Below are 13,618 nucleotides of genomic sequence, written 5' to 3' on the forward strand. Positions count from 1 at the left end.
GCATGTACTTTGCCTCATTCAGTGACTTTCTGGCGATGGGCGGTTACGCCTTTTACGTCTGGCTCTCCTTCGGACTGACCTTGCTCTGTCTGGTCGGTATCATCATTTCCACCCGTATGAAAACCCGTAGTCTGTTTAATGAGTTACGCAGCAAGCAGGCACGCGAGAGCCGTCGCAAGGCAGCTCGGCAGATGGAGAACACCCTATGAACCCGAGACGCAAAAAACGCCTCACCATTATTCTGGCCATCACGCTGGGCCTCGCTACCGTGAGCGGGCTGGTGCTTTACGCCCTCAGTCAGAATATCGACCTCTTCTATACCCCGAGCGAGCTGGTGGAAGGGAAGGGGCCGGACAAGATCAAACCGGAAGAGGGGCAGCGCCTGCGCATTGGTGGTCTGGTGGTCCCCGGCACAGTCAAGCGTGATCCGAACAGCCTCAAGGTCAGCTTTAACCTGATCGACAATGGTGGTCATCAGGTGATGGTGCAATTTGATGGCATCCTCCCGGATCTGTTCCGCGAGGGGCAGGGGATTGTGGCGCAAGGAACTCTCAAAGATGCCACCACGGTCGAAGCCTTCGAGGTACTGGCCAAACACGATGAAAACTACATGCCGCCAGAAGTGGCCGATGCCACCAGTGGCATGCACTTCAAACCGGAATACACTGATGCGCAGTTGAAGGGGAATAAGCCATGATCCCGGAATTAGGACAGTTTGCGCTGATCCTGGCCTTTGCGACCTCTCTGTTGCTGGGTAGCTATCCGCTGCTTGGTGCAAGTTGGGGGCGTCTTGGCATGATGTCGGCAGCGCGTCCGCTCGCCTATGCCCAGTTTTTGTTACTGCTGCTGTCGTTTCTCTGCCTGACCTGGGCCTTTATCGACAACGACTTCACCGTGCAGTATGTGGCCACTAACTCCAACAGCCTGCTGCCGCTTGTCTATCGCATTTCCGCTGTATGGGGCGCCCATGAGGGCTCTTTGTTGCTGTGGGTGCTGACCCTGGGCGGCTGGACTGCGGCGGTGGCCATGTTCAGCCGCCGTCTGCCGCTCGATGCGGTGGCGCGGGTGCTTGGCGTGTTGGGGCTGATCTCGGTCGGCTTCACCGCGTTCGTGCTGTTCACCTCTGATCCCTTCACCCGCACCTTGCCCTATTTTCCGGTCGATGGCCGCGACCTCAATCCGCTGCTGCAGGATCCGGGTCTGATCTTCCATCCACCGATGCTTTACATGGGCTATGTGGGATTCTCGGTGGCGTTTGCTTTCGCCATAGCCTCATTGATGACCGGTCGTCTCGATGCAACCTGGGCCCGCTGGTCGCGCCCCTGGACCATGGCGGCCTGGGTATTCCTGACCCTCGGCATCGTGCTGGGCTCCTGGTGGGCCTACTACGAGCTCGGTTGGGGCGGCTGGTGGTTCTGGGATCCGGTAGAAAACGCCTCCTTCATGCCCTGGCTGGCGGGTACGGCCCTGCTGCACTCGCTGGCGGTGAGCGAGAAGCGCGCCACCTTCAAGGCGTGGACCGTGCTACTGGCCCTCTCGGCCTTCTCGTTGAGCCTGCTGGGTACCTTCCTGGTGCGCTCCGGCGTGCTGGTGTCTGTGCATGCGTTTGCCTCCGACCCGACCCGCGGCCTGTTTATTCTCGGCTTCCTGCTGGCGGTGATCGGTTCATCTTTGCTGCTGTTTGCCTTCAAAGGTTCGCAGGTGAAAAGCCACGGCAAGCATGAGCTGTGGAGTCGTGAAACCCTGCTGCTGGCCAACAACATCATGCTGGTGGCTGGCCTGCTGACTGTGCTGCTCGGCACCTTGCTGCCGCTGGTGCACAAGGAGCTGGGGCTGGGGAGCATCTCTATCGGTACCCCCTTCTTCAACCATATCTACAGTTGGCTGATCATTCCGTTTGCTCTGCTACTGGGGGTTGGTCCGCTGTTTCGCTGGCGCCGCCAGGAGCTTGGCGAGCTCAAGGGCAAAGTGATCCTTGCGCTGGTGCTGAGCCTGGCTGCAGCCCTGCTGTTGCCGCTGCTCTTGGCCGAAACCTTCAAGCCGTGGGCGGCGGTGGGGATTGGTCTGGGGGTCTGGATCATCGTTACCAGCCTGCAGGAGACCTGGGTGCGGGCCACCCACAAGCACCATTTTGCGGTCGGTGTGCGCAAGCTTGGCAACAGTCACTGGGCGATGATCCTTGGCCATGTGGGGCTGGCAGTCAGCATCATAGGCATCGCCTGTACCCAGAACTACAGCATCGAGAAGGATCTGCGGATGCAGGCGGGTGATCGGGTGCACTTTGCTGATTACGAGTTCGTCTTCACCGGTATCAAGGAGAAGAATGGCCCCAACTATGATGGCTTCAAAGGCGTGCTGGAAGTACACAAGAATGGCAAACAGGTAGCCCTGCTCAAACCCGAGAAGCGGATGTACACAGTGACCCGGATGCCGATGACCGAAGCGGCCATTGATGCCGGTTTCACGCGAGATCTTTATGCGGCCCTTGGCGAGCAGCTAGACAATAATGCCTGGGCTGTGCGGATCTACTACAAGCCGTTCGTGCGCTGGATCTGGTTCGGTGGCGTCTTTATGGCTATCGGTGGCGTGCTGGCGATGCTGGACAAGCGTTACCGTTTCGGCCGTCGTGAGGAGGAAGCCAAGGCATGAACAAAAAGGTCTGGTTGTTTCTAATTCCCTTTATCGTTTTTTTGCTGGGGGCTGTGTTCCTGTTCAAAGGGCTCTACTCCGATCCCACCAAACTCGAATCCGTGATGGTGGGCAAGGAGGTGCCGGTATTTACCCTTCAGGACATTTACGATCTGGGTAAACAGCATGATCGCACCATTCTGACCGGCCGGCCCATGTTGCTCAACGTCTGGGCTACCTGGTGTCCTACCTGTTATGGCGAGCACACTTACCTCAAACAGCTGGCAGGGCAGGGGATCCCCATTATCGGCATGAACTACAAGGATGAACGCGCCAAGGCGATCAAGTGGCTGGCTGAGCTGGGCAACCCCTATCAGGTCAATCTCTATGATCCGGACGGCATGCTGGGGCTTGATCTGGGGGTGTACGGCGCGCCGGAAACCTTCTTTATCGACAGCAAGGGGATAATCCGTTATCGCCACGTGGGGGATATCAACCCCCAGAACTGGGTATCGACCCTCAAACCCATCTTTGATGCCATGAAGTGAGGGGTGTTTCGATGAGAGTGTTTATTGCTTCCCTGCTACTGTTGCTGGGATGGGTGGTACAAGCGCCGGCCATGGCTGCTATCGATGTCTACACCTTCGAAAACGACAATCAGGAGCAGGTCTTTCGCGAACTGACCAAAGAGCTGCGCTGCCCCAAGTGCCAGAACCAGGATATCGCCGACTCCAATGCGGGGCTGGCCAAGGACTTGCGCGACAAGACCTACCAGATGGTGCGCGAGGGCAAGAATAAAGAGGAGATCGTGGACTACATGGTTGCCCGCTATGGCAACTTTATCCTCTATAACCCGCCCCTGATGGCTTCGACCCTGATCCTCTGGCTGGGCCCGCTGTTAGTGATCGTTATCGGTCTCGGCGTGGTGGTGATACGTAGCCGACGCTCTGCGGCAACGTCAGAGCCTGTGGATAGCACCCTGAGCGATGAAGAGCAGCGTCGCCTGGCCGAGCTGCTCAAAGAGGAAGAGAAACAATGACCGCCTTTTGGATTGTGATTGCGGCCCTGCTGGTGCTGGTGAGTCTGGCTCTGGTGTTACCGTTGTGGCGCAGTGAGGGGAACCAGAGCATCAGTCGTTCGGCGCTCAACAAACAGCTCTATCGTCAGCGCTTGCTGGAGATCGGCGAGGAGCGAGAACAGGGTGTGCTTGCCGAGGAGCCCGATTCGCTCATCGAGTTGCAGCGCAGCCTGCTGGATGATATTCCCGATGTGGAGCAGACCGCCCGCAGTGGCAAGAGTCTGAGCTGGATCCCGGGTGTTCTGGTGCTGGTGGTGGTGAGTCTGGGAATCTACTACAAGCTGGGTTCATGGCAGGAGGTGAGCCGCTGGCAAGACGCCAGCAGCCGTCTTGGCGAGCTCAGCAACCGAATACTGGTTGAGCGCGATGCCAAGGTAACCGAGCAGGATCTGCTCGACTTCACGCTGGCACTGCGTACCCGCCTCAAGGATGAACCGAACGACTATCGAGGCTGGTTGCTGTTGGGGCGCTTGGCACTGGATGGCAATGATCCCGAGATGGCCAACGATGCGCTGTCGCGTGCCTACAAGCTTGCTCCCCAGAAATCGCTGGTGGCGGTGCCCTATGCCCAAGCGCTGATGATGACGGGGGAGGAGGTGCAGGCCGATGCACTGCTGCGTGCAGCCATCGCGCAGGAGCCTGATAATATCGAGGCGCGCTCCGTCTATGCCTTTATAGCGCTGCAGAAAGAGGACTTCCAGACCGCCCTCGATCGCTGGCAGGCGATGTTGCCCTTGATGGAAAAAGGCTCTCCCCGTTATGTGATGGTTGAGCGCTCCATTGAGTATGCCCGCACGCAGCTCAAGCAGCGTGGCATAGAGGTGACGAATTCAGGCGCAGCCAAAACGGGAACAGAGCAGGTAAAGCAGTCTGACGTTAATGAGGGAGAGTTCCCCATCCACATCACGCTGGCTGCGGGCATCCAGATGCCGGAAGATGCTCACCTCTTCGTCTTTGCCGTGGTGCCCAACGGACCACCCATGCCCATCGCGGTGAAACGTATCGCTGGGCCAACCCTGCCTGTCACCCTTTCACTGGGGGATGGTGACGCCATGATGGAGGGCAGCAAGCTGGAAGCGTATCCAGAACTGCAGTTCAAGGCACGTCTCTCCCGCGGTGGCAATGTGATGAACAAGGAAGGAGCCTTCGAAGGGGTATCCGTGCCGGTCAAGACGGCCGAGACCCCTACTGCTCCGATTGACATCCGTATCGATCACGCCCTCTAATATGTCCTTTGAATAACCCGGCTCCTTGATAGGGGCCGGGTTATCTATACTTCTGATAAATCAAAATAAAACGTCAGGACAATCATATGTATCTTCGTTCAGGGGCCATACTGGCAGCCCTCTTGCTGGCTGGTTGTGCCGGTGGCCCGCCCAAGCCTGGCCCAGAGAGTCTGGATCTCAATCCCGGTATGAATCGTCCGGGCGCCACCAGTACGGCGGCCGACCCGCGTGATCCCTTCCAGGGAGCAAACCGTGCCATGTGGGCGGTCAATTATGATGTGCTGGAGCCCTATGTAGCACGTCCTGTGGTACATGCTTACGCTCGCTATATTCCGGTGGGGGTGAAGGATGGCATTGCCAACTTTGTTGCCAACTTTGATGAACCGAGCAGCATGGTGAACCACCTGATCACCGGTGATTTGAAGGGGGCGGGGACCAACCTGGGGCGCTTTACCCTCAACACCACCGTTGGTCTGCTGGGTATCTTCGATGTGGCCAAACATGCCGGTCTCGAGCGCAACAAGCTGGAGATGGACACAGTGCTGGGCAGGGCCGATATCGGTAATGGTGCCTACATCATGGTGCCTGTCTACGGCCCGACCACCACTCGGGAGCTGGTTGGTGACACCATTGACACCATCTACTTCCCCTATGCCTTGCTGACTATCCCGTTAAGGGTTACTCATTGGGTTCTGGATGGCTTGGGCAATCGCGCCAAGCTGATCGATCAGGAGCGGATCATCGACAACTCCCTCGACCCCTATGCGCTAACCAAGGACTTCTACCTGCAATATAACCAGGGCAAGGTGACGGGCAAGCAGACCGAGCTGAAAGCGTCTCAGCAAGAGCAGGCCGACGATGCCAATCTGGATGAATACATGGACGAGCTGGACCAGTAAACTGGCTATCTCGATATGTAAAAGGCGCCTGCGGGCGCCTCTTTCATTTACGCAGCCATCTAGATATAAAAAAACGCCCCGCAGTGCGGGGCGTTTTGGCAAGCGAGGCTGATTAGGCAGCCAAGTTCTTGGCCACGAATTCCCAGTTAACCAGAGCCCAGAAGGTTTCCATGTACTTCGGACGCAGGTTGCGGAAGTCGATGTAGTAGGCGTGCTCCCACAGGTCAACGGTCAGCAGCGGGGTGGTACCGGCTTCAGTCAGCGGGCAGCCAGCGTTGGAGGTGTTGACGATAGCCAGAGAGCCGTCAGCTTTTTTCACCAGCCAAGTCCAGCTGGAACCGAAGTTGCCGATGGCTGATTTGGTGAAGGCATCTTTGAACTCGGCGAAGGAGCCGAATGCCTTGTTGATAGCATCAGCCAGGGCGCCAGTCGGCTCGCCACCGCCATTCGGGGAGAGGCAGTGCCAGTAGAAGGTGTGGTTCCAGATCTGGGCGGCGTTGTTGAAGATGCCGCCGTTGGAGGTCTTGATGATCTCTTCCAGAGACTTGCCTTCAAACTCGGTACCCGGCACCAGATTGTTCAGGTTGACCACGTAGGTGTTGTGGTGCTTGCCGTGGTGATATTCCAGAGTTTCCTGGGAGATGTGCGGTTCCAGAGCGTTGATTGCATAGGGCAGAGCGGGAAGTTCGAATGCCATTTTCTACTCTCCATTGGCTGGACCGTGCGAAGGCGACGGTTGCAAGACATTGCGTACTCTTTTCTATATGTGAAAAGAGTTGTTTTTAAAATGATGGGGCTGGGTAGCCCAAAGCCAAGGGATTGTAGCAGTATCAAAGATGGCCTAACAACTCTTGATTGGCGCCATGATCGCGATCAATCCTGTGTGGGTTCTTTGCACAATTCGAGCCGGGTCACCCCTTTGTCAGTTTGTGCTCGGGCAAGATTGCAGTAGAATGGCCGCCGAAATCGCTCTAGTGAGGCACCTATGGAAACTATTGAAAAGATTAAGCAGCAGCTGGCTGACAACCCCATCATCATCTACATGAAGGGCTCCCCCAAGCTACCCAGCTGTGGCTTCTCTGCCCAGGCCTCCCAGGCTCTGATGTCCTGCGGCGAGCCGTTTGCCTACGTTGATATCCTGCAGAATCCGGATATCCGCGCCGAATTGCCAAAATTCGCCAACTGGCCGACCTTCCCGCAACTGTGGGTTGAAGGTGAGCTGATCGGTGGCTGTGACATCATGATCGAGATGTTCCAGGCTGGCGAGTTGCAGGCTCTGATCAAAGAGACTGCTGCCAAGTACAAGAAAGATGATGCAGCAGCCGAGTAATCGGTCCTGTGTTGTCGATAGGGAGCCACATCGGCTCCTTTTTTATTATCCCGGTTCTGGCAGGCAAGCAACTGATTGTCGGTTGCAAAAAGCAACGCGTTCGCCCTGAAAAATCTAATCTTTGCCGCTTTGTTTTGGAGTTGTTAACCATATTGATTTCCCAATCTGCGATTACTTTTTTTAATCATTTTGGATTCAAGTGTTGCTGTCATCACATTTTTTGATAATTTCACCGTAACGCAGTCTCTTTGTAGATTTTTTTGTGTTTATGCTCACATTAATTGCAAGTGATAGAACCTAGTATCGCTTCGCCCAGTGAAATAAAACCCTACAAATTAATAAATAAAAAGAGATTTGCGATGAAGATGTATAGCAATCTGCCCATTGGTCTTCATGATATTACCGAAGCCAAAAAAAGACTGACCAACCATATATACAAGACCGCGCAATTACCCTCTAACTACATCAGCGAACGTTGCCATGGCGAGGTTTACCTCAAGCTTGAAAACATGCAACGTACAGGCTCTTTTAAAATTCGCGGTGCCTTCAACAAACTCAGTTCATTAAGTCTGGAGGATCGTCAAAAAGGTGTTGTCGCCTGCTCTGCCGGTAATCACGCGCAGGGGGTATCTTTGTCCAGTGCCATGCTGGGAATTGATGCCAAGGTGGTCATGCCTTGCTGCGCACCCAAATCAAAAATTGCTGCAACCAGCGATTATTCGGCGGAAGTTATTCTGCATGGCAATAGTTTCAATGACACCATTGCCAAAGTCAGCGAAATCGTGGAGATGGAAGGCCGCGTATTTATCCCCCCCTTTGACGATGCAAAAGTGATTGCCGGCCAGGGAACCATCGGCCTAGAAATTATCGAAGATTTGTATGATGTCGATAACATCATAGTGCCGATTGGCGGTGGTGGTCTGATTGCCGGTGTCGCCATGGCCATCAAATCCATCAACCCGACTATCCGGGTGATTGGCGTGCAGTCGGAGAATGTCCACGGCATGGCGGCTTCATACTACGCAGGCACCATTACCAATCACAGAACCAGCAGTACGCTGGCCGATGGCTGTGACGTGGCAAGACCCGGCACCCTGACCTTCGAAATCGTCAAACAATTGGTGGATGATATTGTACTGGTCACCGAGGATGATATTCGTCACAGCATGGTTGACCTTATTCAGCGCAACAAGGTGATTACCGAAGGGGCGGGAGCTCTGGCCTCGGCAGCGCTGCTGAGCGGCAAACTCAAACATTATGTCGAAGGCAAAAAAACCGTCAGTATTATTTCTGGTGGCAATATTGACCTGACCCGGATCACCGAAATTATCGAACAGAACAATATTCGTCAATTTAGCCTGTAAGGAATGCAGTCATGATATTAGACAGTGTTGTCACCGGCAGTAAAGAGAATACACGTGCATGGCGTAAATCGGATACCACATGGGGATTAGGTCTGTTTGGTACAGCGATCGGTGCAGGTGTTCTATTTTTCCCTATTCGGGCCGGATATGGTGGCCTGATCCCAATATTAATCATGCTGGTGCTGGCTTACCCTATTGCATTTTATTGCCACAGGGCGTTGGCCAGATTATGTCTTTCTGGCAGCAATCCATCGGCAAATATTACCGAGACCGTTGAAGAACATTTTGGCAAAATGGGTGGGGTAGTGATTACCTTCCTCTATTTCTTTGCCATCTGCCCACTGCTGTGGATATATGGTGTGACGATCACCAATACCTTTATGGCATTCTGGGAGCATCAACTGCAAATGGCGCCGCTTAATCGGGGTGTTGTCGCCCTTGGGCTGCTGCTATTGATGGCATTTGTGATCTATTTTGGTAAGGATCTGATGGTTCGCGTAATGAGCTATCTGGTATTTCCTTTCATCGCCAGCCTAGTGGTCATCTCTCTCTCCCTCGTTCCGTACTGGAATAGTGCCGTCTTTGATCAGGTCAACCTTAGCGAGATATCCATGTTCGGTCACGATGGTATTCTGGTCACCGTCTGGCTGGGGATCTCCATCATGGTTTTCTCCTTCAACTTCTCGCCGATTGTCTCCTCTTTCATCGTCTCCAAGCGGGAAGAGTATGAGCAGGAGTTCGGTCGTGATTTTACCGAGAAGCGCTGCTCGAAGATTATCTCCGGTGCCAGCATGCTGATGGTGGCCGTGGTGATGTTCTTTGCCTTCAGCTGCCTGTTTACCCTGTCGCCGCAAAATATGGCGGAAGCCAAGGCCCAGAATATTCCGGTGCTCTCCTATCTGGCCAACCACTTCTCCTCGATGACGGGCAGCAAGTCTGCGTTTGCCACCACTCTGGAGTATGCGGCGTCCATTATCGCGCTGGTTGCTATCTTCAAATCCTTCTTCGGCCACTATCTGGGGACGCTGGAAGGGTTGAACGGCCTTATCCTCCGCTTTGGCTACCAGGGCGACAAGAGCAAGGTTTCCAGTAAAAAACTCAATATGGTCAGTATGTTGTTCATCATGGGCTCCACCTGGCTGGTCGCTTATGTGAACCCCAACATCCTCGACCTGATTGAGGCAATGGGGGCGCCGATCATCGCTTCCCTGCTCTGTCTGCTGCCGATGTATGCCGTCAACAAGACACCGGCACTGGCAAAATATAAAGGTCAGGCCAGCAACCTGTTTGTCACCATCATAGGTGTGCTGACCATCCTGAATATTGTTTCCAAGCTGTTCTGAAAACCTTTTCTGCAAGTCATCAGCCATTCAGATCCCCTTGGCGGGGTCTGCATGGCGTAGTCAGAAGCGCGCAATAACCGGTTCTTGGTTGGCCCAATTATTTGGGCCGAGGGCAAGGCTATCCGTTATTTGGCCACTAAACACAGTGGTAAATATGTTCTGACAGCAGTGACTCGACAGCATAAATATCGAGGCGATGTAATGAAGTTTGATTCGTTGGTTCTGGTTATCAATTGCGGCTCTTCGTCGGTCAAATTCTCGGTACTGGATAGTAAAACCTGCGAGGTGGTGATATCCGGTATGGCGGATGGTATTGAGACGGCCCATCCCCAATTGCAAGTGGGTAAAGAGCCCGCAATGTCATTAGCTGAAAATAACCACACCTGTGCATTGGCTGCCATCGCGGCGGAATTGAAAAAACGGGATCTGCTGGATGCCATTGCACTGGTGGGTCATCGAATTGCTCATGGTGGCAGTGAATTTAGCGAAGCCGTGATCATTGATGAACATGTATTGGCCAAAATAAAGCAGGTGTCACCCTTGGCTCCCCTGCACAATCACGCCAATTTGAGTGGTGTGATGGCGGCTCGTCAGCTATTTCCCACACAACCCCAAATTGCGGTATTTGATACCGGTTTTCACCAGACCCTGAAGCCGGAAGCCTATATCTATGGGCTGCCTTACCAATATCTGCAGGATTATGGCGTGCGCCGCTATGGCTTCCATGGCACCTCCCATCGCTATGTCGCCGAGCAGGCGGTCTCCTTCCTTGGGTTGAATGGCCACGATGCCGGTCTGGTCATTGCTCATCTGGGTAATGGCGCCTCTGTTTGCGCAGTACAGGATGGCAAGAGCGTCGATACCTCGATGGGGATGACGCCGCTGGAGGGGCTGATCATGGGCAGCCGCAGCGGTGATATCGATTTTGGCGCGCTGGCCTATATTGCCAGCAAGACGGGGCAATCCATCGAGGATATCGAGCGGGTATTGAACAAGCAGTCCGGCCTGCTGGGTATTTCGGGGCTCTCCTCCGATATGCGGGTATTGGAAGCTGCCTATCACGAAGGACATCCCGGGGCAAAATTGGCCATTCACGCTTTTGTCCATCGTATTGCCCGCCATATCGGCGGCCATGCCACCTCATTGCGCCGGCTGGATGCCGTTATTTTCACCGGCGGGATCGGCGAGAACTCGGCCTTTATCAGAAAGCTGGTATGCGAACGACTTCAGGTATTTGGCGTAGCGATCAGTGAGCCGTTTAACCAGCGTCCCAATAGCGAGGGCTGCCGGGTGATTTCGGCGGCAGAGTCCATGGTGCTGGCGGCGGTTATTCCCACCAATGAAGAGAAAATGATCGCACTGGATGCCATTCGTCTGGGGCAGCTGGTTCGTCAGGCCGAGTGCGTCTGACATCTTCCACTGTAGTGTCATGAGTAGTGAATGAGGTTTATTTGATGAAAGTTGATATGCAATTGGATCAGGATAAATTCCGTCAGGCATGGCAAGGGTTTGCCGGTGAAAACTGGAAGCACGAGATCAACGTCCGTGATTTTATCCAGCAGAACTACACCCCCTATGAAGGTGACGAACAGTTTTTAGCAGATGCGACCGAAGCGACCACCACTTTGTGGAATAAGGTGATGGAGGGGATCCGTATCGAGAATGCCACCCACGCACCGGTCGATTTTGATACCAATATTGCCACCACAATCACCGCCCATGGGCCGGGTTATATCGAGCAGGGGCTGGAAAAAATCGTTGGCCTGCAAACCGACAAGCCCCTTAAAAGAGCTCTGCACCCGTTTGGCGGCGTAAATATGATCCGCAGCTCGTTTGAAGCGTATGGCCGGGAGATGGATCCCGATTTTGAATATACCTTCAGCGAATTGCGTAAAACCCACAATCAGGGGGTGTTCGACGTCTACTCTCCCGAGATGTTGCGCTGCCGAAAATCAGGAATTTTGACCGGTTTGCCGGATGGTTATGGCCGTGGTCGCATTATCGGAGATTATCGTCGGGTTGCGCTCTATGGAATAGATTATCTAATCCGTGAGCGGGAGCTGCAGTTTGCCGATCTGCAACCGGCGCTTGAGCGGGGAGAGCAGCTGGAGCAGGTGATCCGCCAGCGCGAGGAGCTGGCCGAGCACAAGCGGGCACTGGTGCAGATCAAGCAGATGGCGGCCAACTACGGCTTTGACATCTCCGGGCCGGCACGCACTGCCCAGCAGGCAGTGCAGTGGCTCTACTTTGCCTATCTGGCGGCGGTGAAGTCGCAAAATGGCGGGGCCATGTCCCTCGGTCGTACTGCCACCTTCCTCGACATCTATATCGAGCGGGATCTTAAGGCGGGGCTTATCAGCGAGCAGGATGCCCAGGAGCTGGTCGATCACTTCATCATGAAGATCCGCATGGTACGTTTCCTGCGTACCCCCGAGTTTGACTCCCTCTTCTCCGGCGACCCCATTTGGGCCACCGAGGTGATTGGTGGCATGGGGCTGGATGGTCGCACCCTGGTGACCAAGAACGCCTTCCGTTACCTCCACACCCTCAAGACCATGGGGCCGGCGCCCGAGCCCAACCTCACCATCCTCTGGGCGGAAGGATTGCCGCGGGCCTTCAAGACCTATGCCGCCCGTGTCTCCATCGATACCTCATCCCTGCAGTATGAGAACGATGATCTGATGCGCACCGACTTCGAGAGCGATGACTACGCCATCGCTTGCTGCGTGAGCCCTATGGTGATCGGCAAGCAGATGCAGTTCTTTGGGGCCCGTGCCAATCTGGCCAAGACCCTGCTCTACTGCATCAACGGCGGGGTGGACGAGAAGCTGAAGATTCAGGTTGGCCCGAAAGTGGCGCCCATCATGGACGAGGTGCTGGATTACGAGACCGTCATGGCCAGCCTCGACAGCTTTATGGATTGGCTGGCGGTGCAGTACATCAGCGCGTTGAACCTGATCCACTACATGCACGACAAGTACAGCTATGAGGCCTCGCTGATGGCGCTGCACGATCGCGACGTCTATCGCACCATGGCCTGCGGCATTGCCGGTCTGTCGGTGGCGGTCGATTCGCTGGCGGCCATCAAGTACGCTCGGGTCAAGCCGGTGCGCGATGCTGACGGGCTGGCGGTCGATTTCATGATTGAGGGGGAGTATCCCCAGTACGGCAACAATGACGAGCGGGCCGACTCCCTCGCCTGCGATCTGGTCGAGCGCTTTATGAAGAAGATCCAGGCGTTGCCGACCTACCGCAATGCGGTGCCGACCCAGTCGATCCTGACCATCACCTCCAACGTGGTCTATGGCCAGAAGACTGGCAACACCCCGGATGGCCGCCGCGCCGGTGCCCCGTTTGCACCGGGAGCCAACCCGATGCACGGTCGGGATCGCAAGGGGGCGGTTGCTTCGCTCGCCTCGGTGGCCAAGCTGCCGTTCAAATACGCCAAGGACGGGATCTCCTACACCTTCTCCATCGTGCCGGGGGCGCTCGGCAAGGAACCTGCCAATCGCGAGAACAATCTGGTGGGGCTGATGGATGGCTACTTCCATCATGAGCGGGATGTGGAAGGGGGCCAGCACCTCAACGTCAATGTGATGAATCGCGAGATGCTGCTGGATGCCATCGAGAATCCGGACAAGTATCCCAGCCTGACCATCCGGGTCTCCGGCTATGCGGTGCGCTTCAACGCCCTGACCCGCGAGCAGCAGCAGGATGTGATTTCAAGAACCTTCACCAACATGATGTAAC

At 55.1% G+C, this 13,618-nt stretch carries 13 protein-coding genes; 12 read left to right on the forward strand and 1 reads right to left on the reverse strand.

Going from position 1 to position 13,618, the window contains the following annotated elements:
* Positions 1 to 2: 2 nt before the first annotated feature.
* The 7 genes from ccmD (at position 3) to G5149_RS03185 (ending at position 5,831) form a co-directional block, all read left to right on the forward strand.
* On the forward strand, positions 3 to 209 hold the full coding sequence (ccmD, locus tag G5149_RS03155; protein WP_005344002.1) for a heme exporter protein CcmD: 207 nt from the start codon (positions 3 to 5) through the stop codon (positions 207 to 209).
* On the forward strand, positions 206 to 697 hold the full coding sequence (gene ccmE / locus G5149_RS03160; RefSeq protein WP_005344003.1) for a cytochrome c maturation protein CcmE: 492 nt from the start codon (positions 206 to 208) through the stop codon (positions 695 to 697). Before ccmD ends, ccmE begins: the two co-directional genes overlap by 4 nt.
* Positions 694 to 2,649: a heme lyase CcmF/NrfE family subunit gene (locus G5149_RS03165; protein WP_421211539.1), complete on the forward strand. Its 1,956-nt coding sequence runs from the start codon at positions 694 to 696 to the stop codon at positions 2,647 to 2,649. The genes ccmE and G5149_RS03165 overlap by 4 nt, the downstream gene beginning before the upstream one ends.
* The gene (locus G5149_RS03170) at positions 2,646 to 3,176 is read left to right on the forward strand and encodes a DsbE family thiol:disulfide interchange protein (protein ID WP_005344005.1); all 531 of its coding nucleotides are present in this window, start codon (positions 2,646 to 2,648) and stop codon (positions 3,174 to 3,176) included. Before G5149_RS03165 ends, G5149_RS03170 begins: the two co-directional genes overlap by 4 nt.
* Before the next feature lie 11 nt (positions 3,177 to 3,187).
* A complete protein-coding gene (locus tag G5149_RS03175) occupies positions 3,188 to 3,667 on the forward strand; it encodes a cytochrome c-type biogenesis protein (RefSeq protein WP_005344009.1) in 480 nt (159 codons plus the stop codon).
* The gene (gene ccmI, locus G5149_RS03180; protein WP_421211541.1) at positions 3,664 to 4,932 is read left to right on the forward strand and encodes a c-type cytochrome biogenesis protein CcmI; all 1,269 of its coding nucleotides are present in this window, start codon (positions 3,664 to 3,666) and stop codon (positions 4,930 to 4,932) included. Before G5149_RS03175 ends, ccmI begins: the two co-directional genes overlap by 4 nt.
* 86 nt (positions 4,933 to 5,018) lie before the next feature.
* The gene (locus G5149_RS03185; protein WP_216951790.1) at positions 5,019 to 5,831 is read left to right on the forward strand and encodes an MlaA family lipoprotein; all 813 of its coding nucleotides are present in this window, start codon (positions 5,019 to 5,021) and stop codon (positions 5,829 to 5,831) included.
* A 112-nt stretch (positions 5,832 to 5,943) separates the two neighbouring features.
* Here G5149_RS03185 and sodB read toward each other — a convergent pair whose 3' ends face one another.
* Complete coding sequence (gene sodB / locus G5149_RS03190; protein WP_005334664.1) at positions 5,944 to 6,528, reverse strand: superoxide dismutase [Fe]; 585 nt, start codon at positions 6,526 to 6,528, stop codon at positions 5,944 to 5,946.
* A 288-nt stretch (positions 6,529 to 6,816) separates the two neighbouring features.
* Between sodB and G5149_RS03195 the strand changes: the two genes are divergently transcribed.
* From G5149_RS03195 to pflB, 5 genes are all read left to right on the forward strand, one after another.
* A complete protein-coding gene (locus tag G5149_RS03195; RefSeq protein ID WP_005353650.1) occupies positions 6,817 to 7,161 on the forward strand; it encodes a Grx4 family monothiol glutaredoxin in 345 nt (114 codons plus the stop codon).
* 359 nt (positions 7,162 to 7,520) lie between these two features.
* Positions 7,521 to 8,525, forward strand: coding sequence for a bifunctional threonine ammonia-lyase/L-serine ammonia-lyase TdcB (tdcB, locus tag G5149_RS03200; RefSeq protein WP_216951789.1), 1,005 nt, complete (start codon positions 7,521 to 7,523; stop codon positions 8,523 to 8,525).
* An 11-nt stretch (positions 8,526 to 8,536) separates the two neighbouring features.
* Positions 8,537 to 9,868, forward strand: coding sequence for a threonine/serine transporter TdcC (tdcC, locus tag G5149_RS03205; RefSeq protein ID WP_279505501.1), 1,332 nt, complete (start codon positions 8,537 to 8,539; stop codon positions 9,866 to 9,868).
* Positions 9,869 to 10,069: 201 nt separating this feature from the next.
* The gene (gene tdcD / locus G5149_RS03210) at positions 10,070 to 11,278 is read left to right on the forward strand and encodes a propionate kinase (protein ID WP_216951787.1); all 1,209 of its coding nucleotides are present in this window, start codon (positions 10,070 to 10,072) and stop codon (positions 11,276 to 11,278) included.
* Between the two features lie 44 nt (positions 11,279 to 11,322).
* Positions 11,323 to 13,617, forward strand: coding sequence for a formate C-acetyltransferase (gene pflB, locus G5149_RS03215; protein WP_421211543.1), 2,295 nt, complete (start codon positions 11,323 to 11,325; stop codon positions 13,615 to 13,617).
* The last annotated feature ends 1 nt before the right edge of the window (position 13,618 follow it).

Source organism: Aeromonas sp. 600479, assembly GCF_049175515.1.
GTDB lineage: Bacteria > Pseudomonadota > Gammaproteobacteria > Enterobacterales > Aeromonadaceae > Aeromonas > Aeromonas veronii_A.

Bases quoted from the DNA above. Each gene is read 5' to 3' on its own strand.
- ccmE (WP_005344003.1), top strand. From the start codon at position 206: ATGAACCCGAGACGCAAAAAACGCCTCACCATTATTCTGGCCATCACG.
- tdcD (WP_216951787.1), top strand. From the start codon at position 10,070: ATGAAGTTTGATTCGTTGGTTCTGGTTATCAATTGCGGCTCTTCGTCG.
- tdcC (WP_279505501.1), top strand. From the start codon at position 8,537: ATGATATTAGACAGTGTTGTCACCGGCAGTAAAGAGAATACACGTGCA.
- sodB (WP_005334664.1), bottom strand. From the start codon at position 6,528: ATGGCATTCGAACTTCCCGCTCTGCCCTATGCAATCAACGCTCTGGAA.
- G5149_RS03185 (WP_216951790.1), top strand. From the start codon at position 5,019: ATGTATCTTCGTTCAGGGGCCATACTGGCAGCCCTCTTGCTGGCTGGT.
- G5149_RS03170 (WP_005344005.1), top strand. From the start codon at position 2,646: ATGAACAAAAAGGTCTGGTTGTTTCTAATTCCCTTTATCGTTTTTTTG.
- ccmI (WP_421211541.1), top strand. From the start codon at position 3,664: ATGACCGCCTTTTGGATTGTGATTGCGGCCCTGCTGGTGCTGGTGAGT.
- tdcB (WP_216951789.1), top strand. From the start codon at position 7,521: ATGAAGATGTATAGCAATCTGCCCATTGGTCTTCATGATATTACCGAA.
- G5149_RS03175 (WP_005344009.1), top strand. From the start codon at position 3,188: ATGAGAGTGTTTATTGCTTCCCTGCTACTGTTGCTGGGATGGGTGGTA.
- G5149_RS03165 (WP_421211539.1), top strand. From the start codon at position 694: ATGATCCCGGAATTAGGACAGTTTGCGCTGATCCTGGCCTTTGCGACC.
- ccmD (WP_005344002.1), top strand. From the start codon at position 3: ATGTACTTTGCCTCATTCAGTGACTTTCTGGCGATGGGCGGTTACGCC.
- pflB (WP_421211543.1), top strand. From the start codon at position 11,323: ATGAAAGTTGATATGCAATTGGATCAGGATAAATTCCGTCAGGCATGG.
- G5149_RS03195 (WP_005353650.1), top strand. From the start codon at position 6,817: ATGGAAACTATTGAAAAGATTAAGCAGCAGCTGGCTGACAACCCCATC.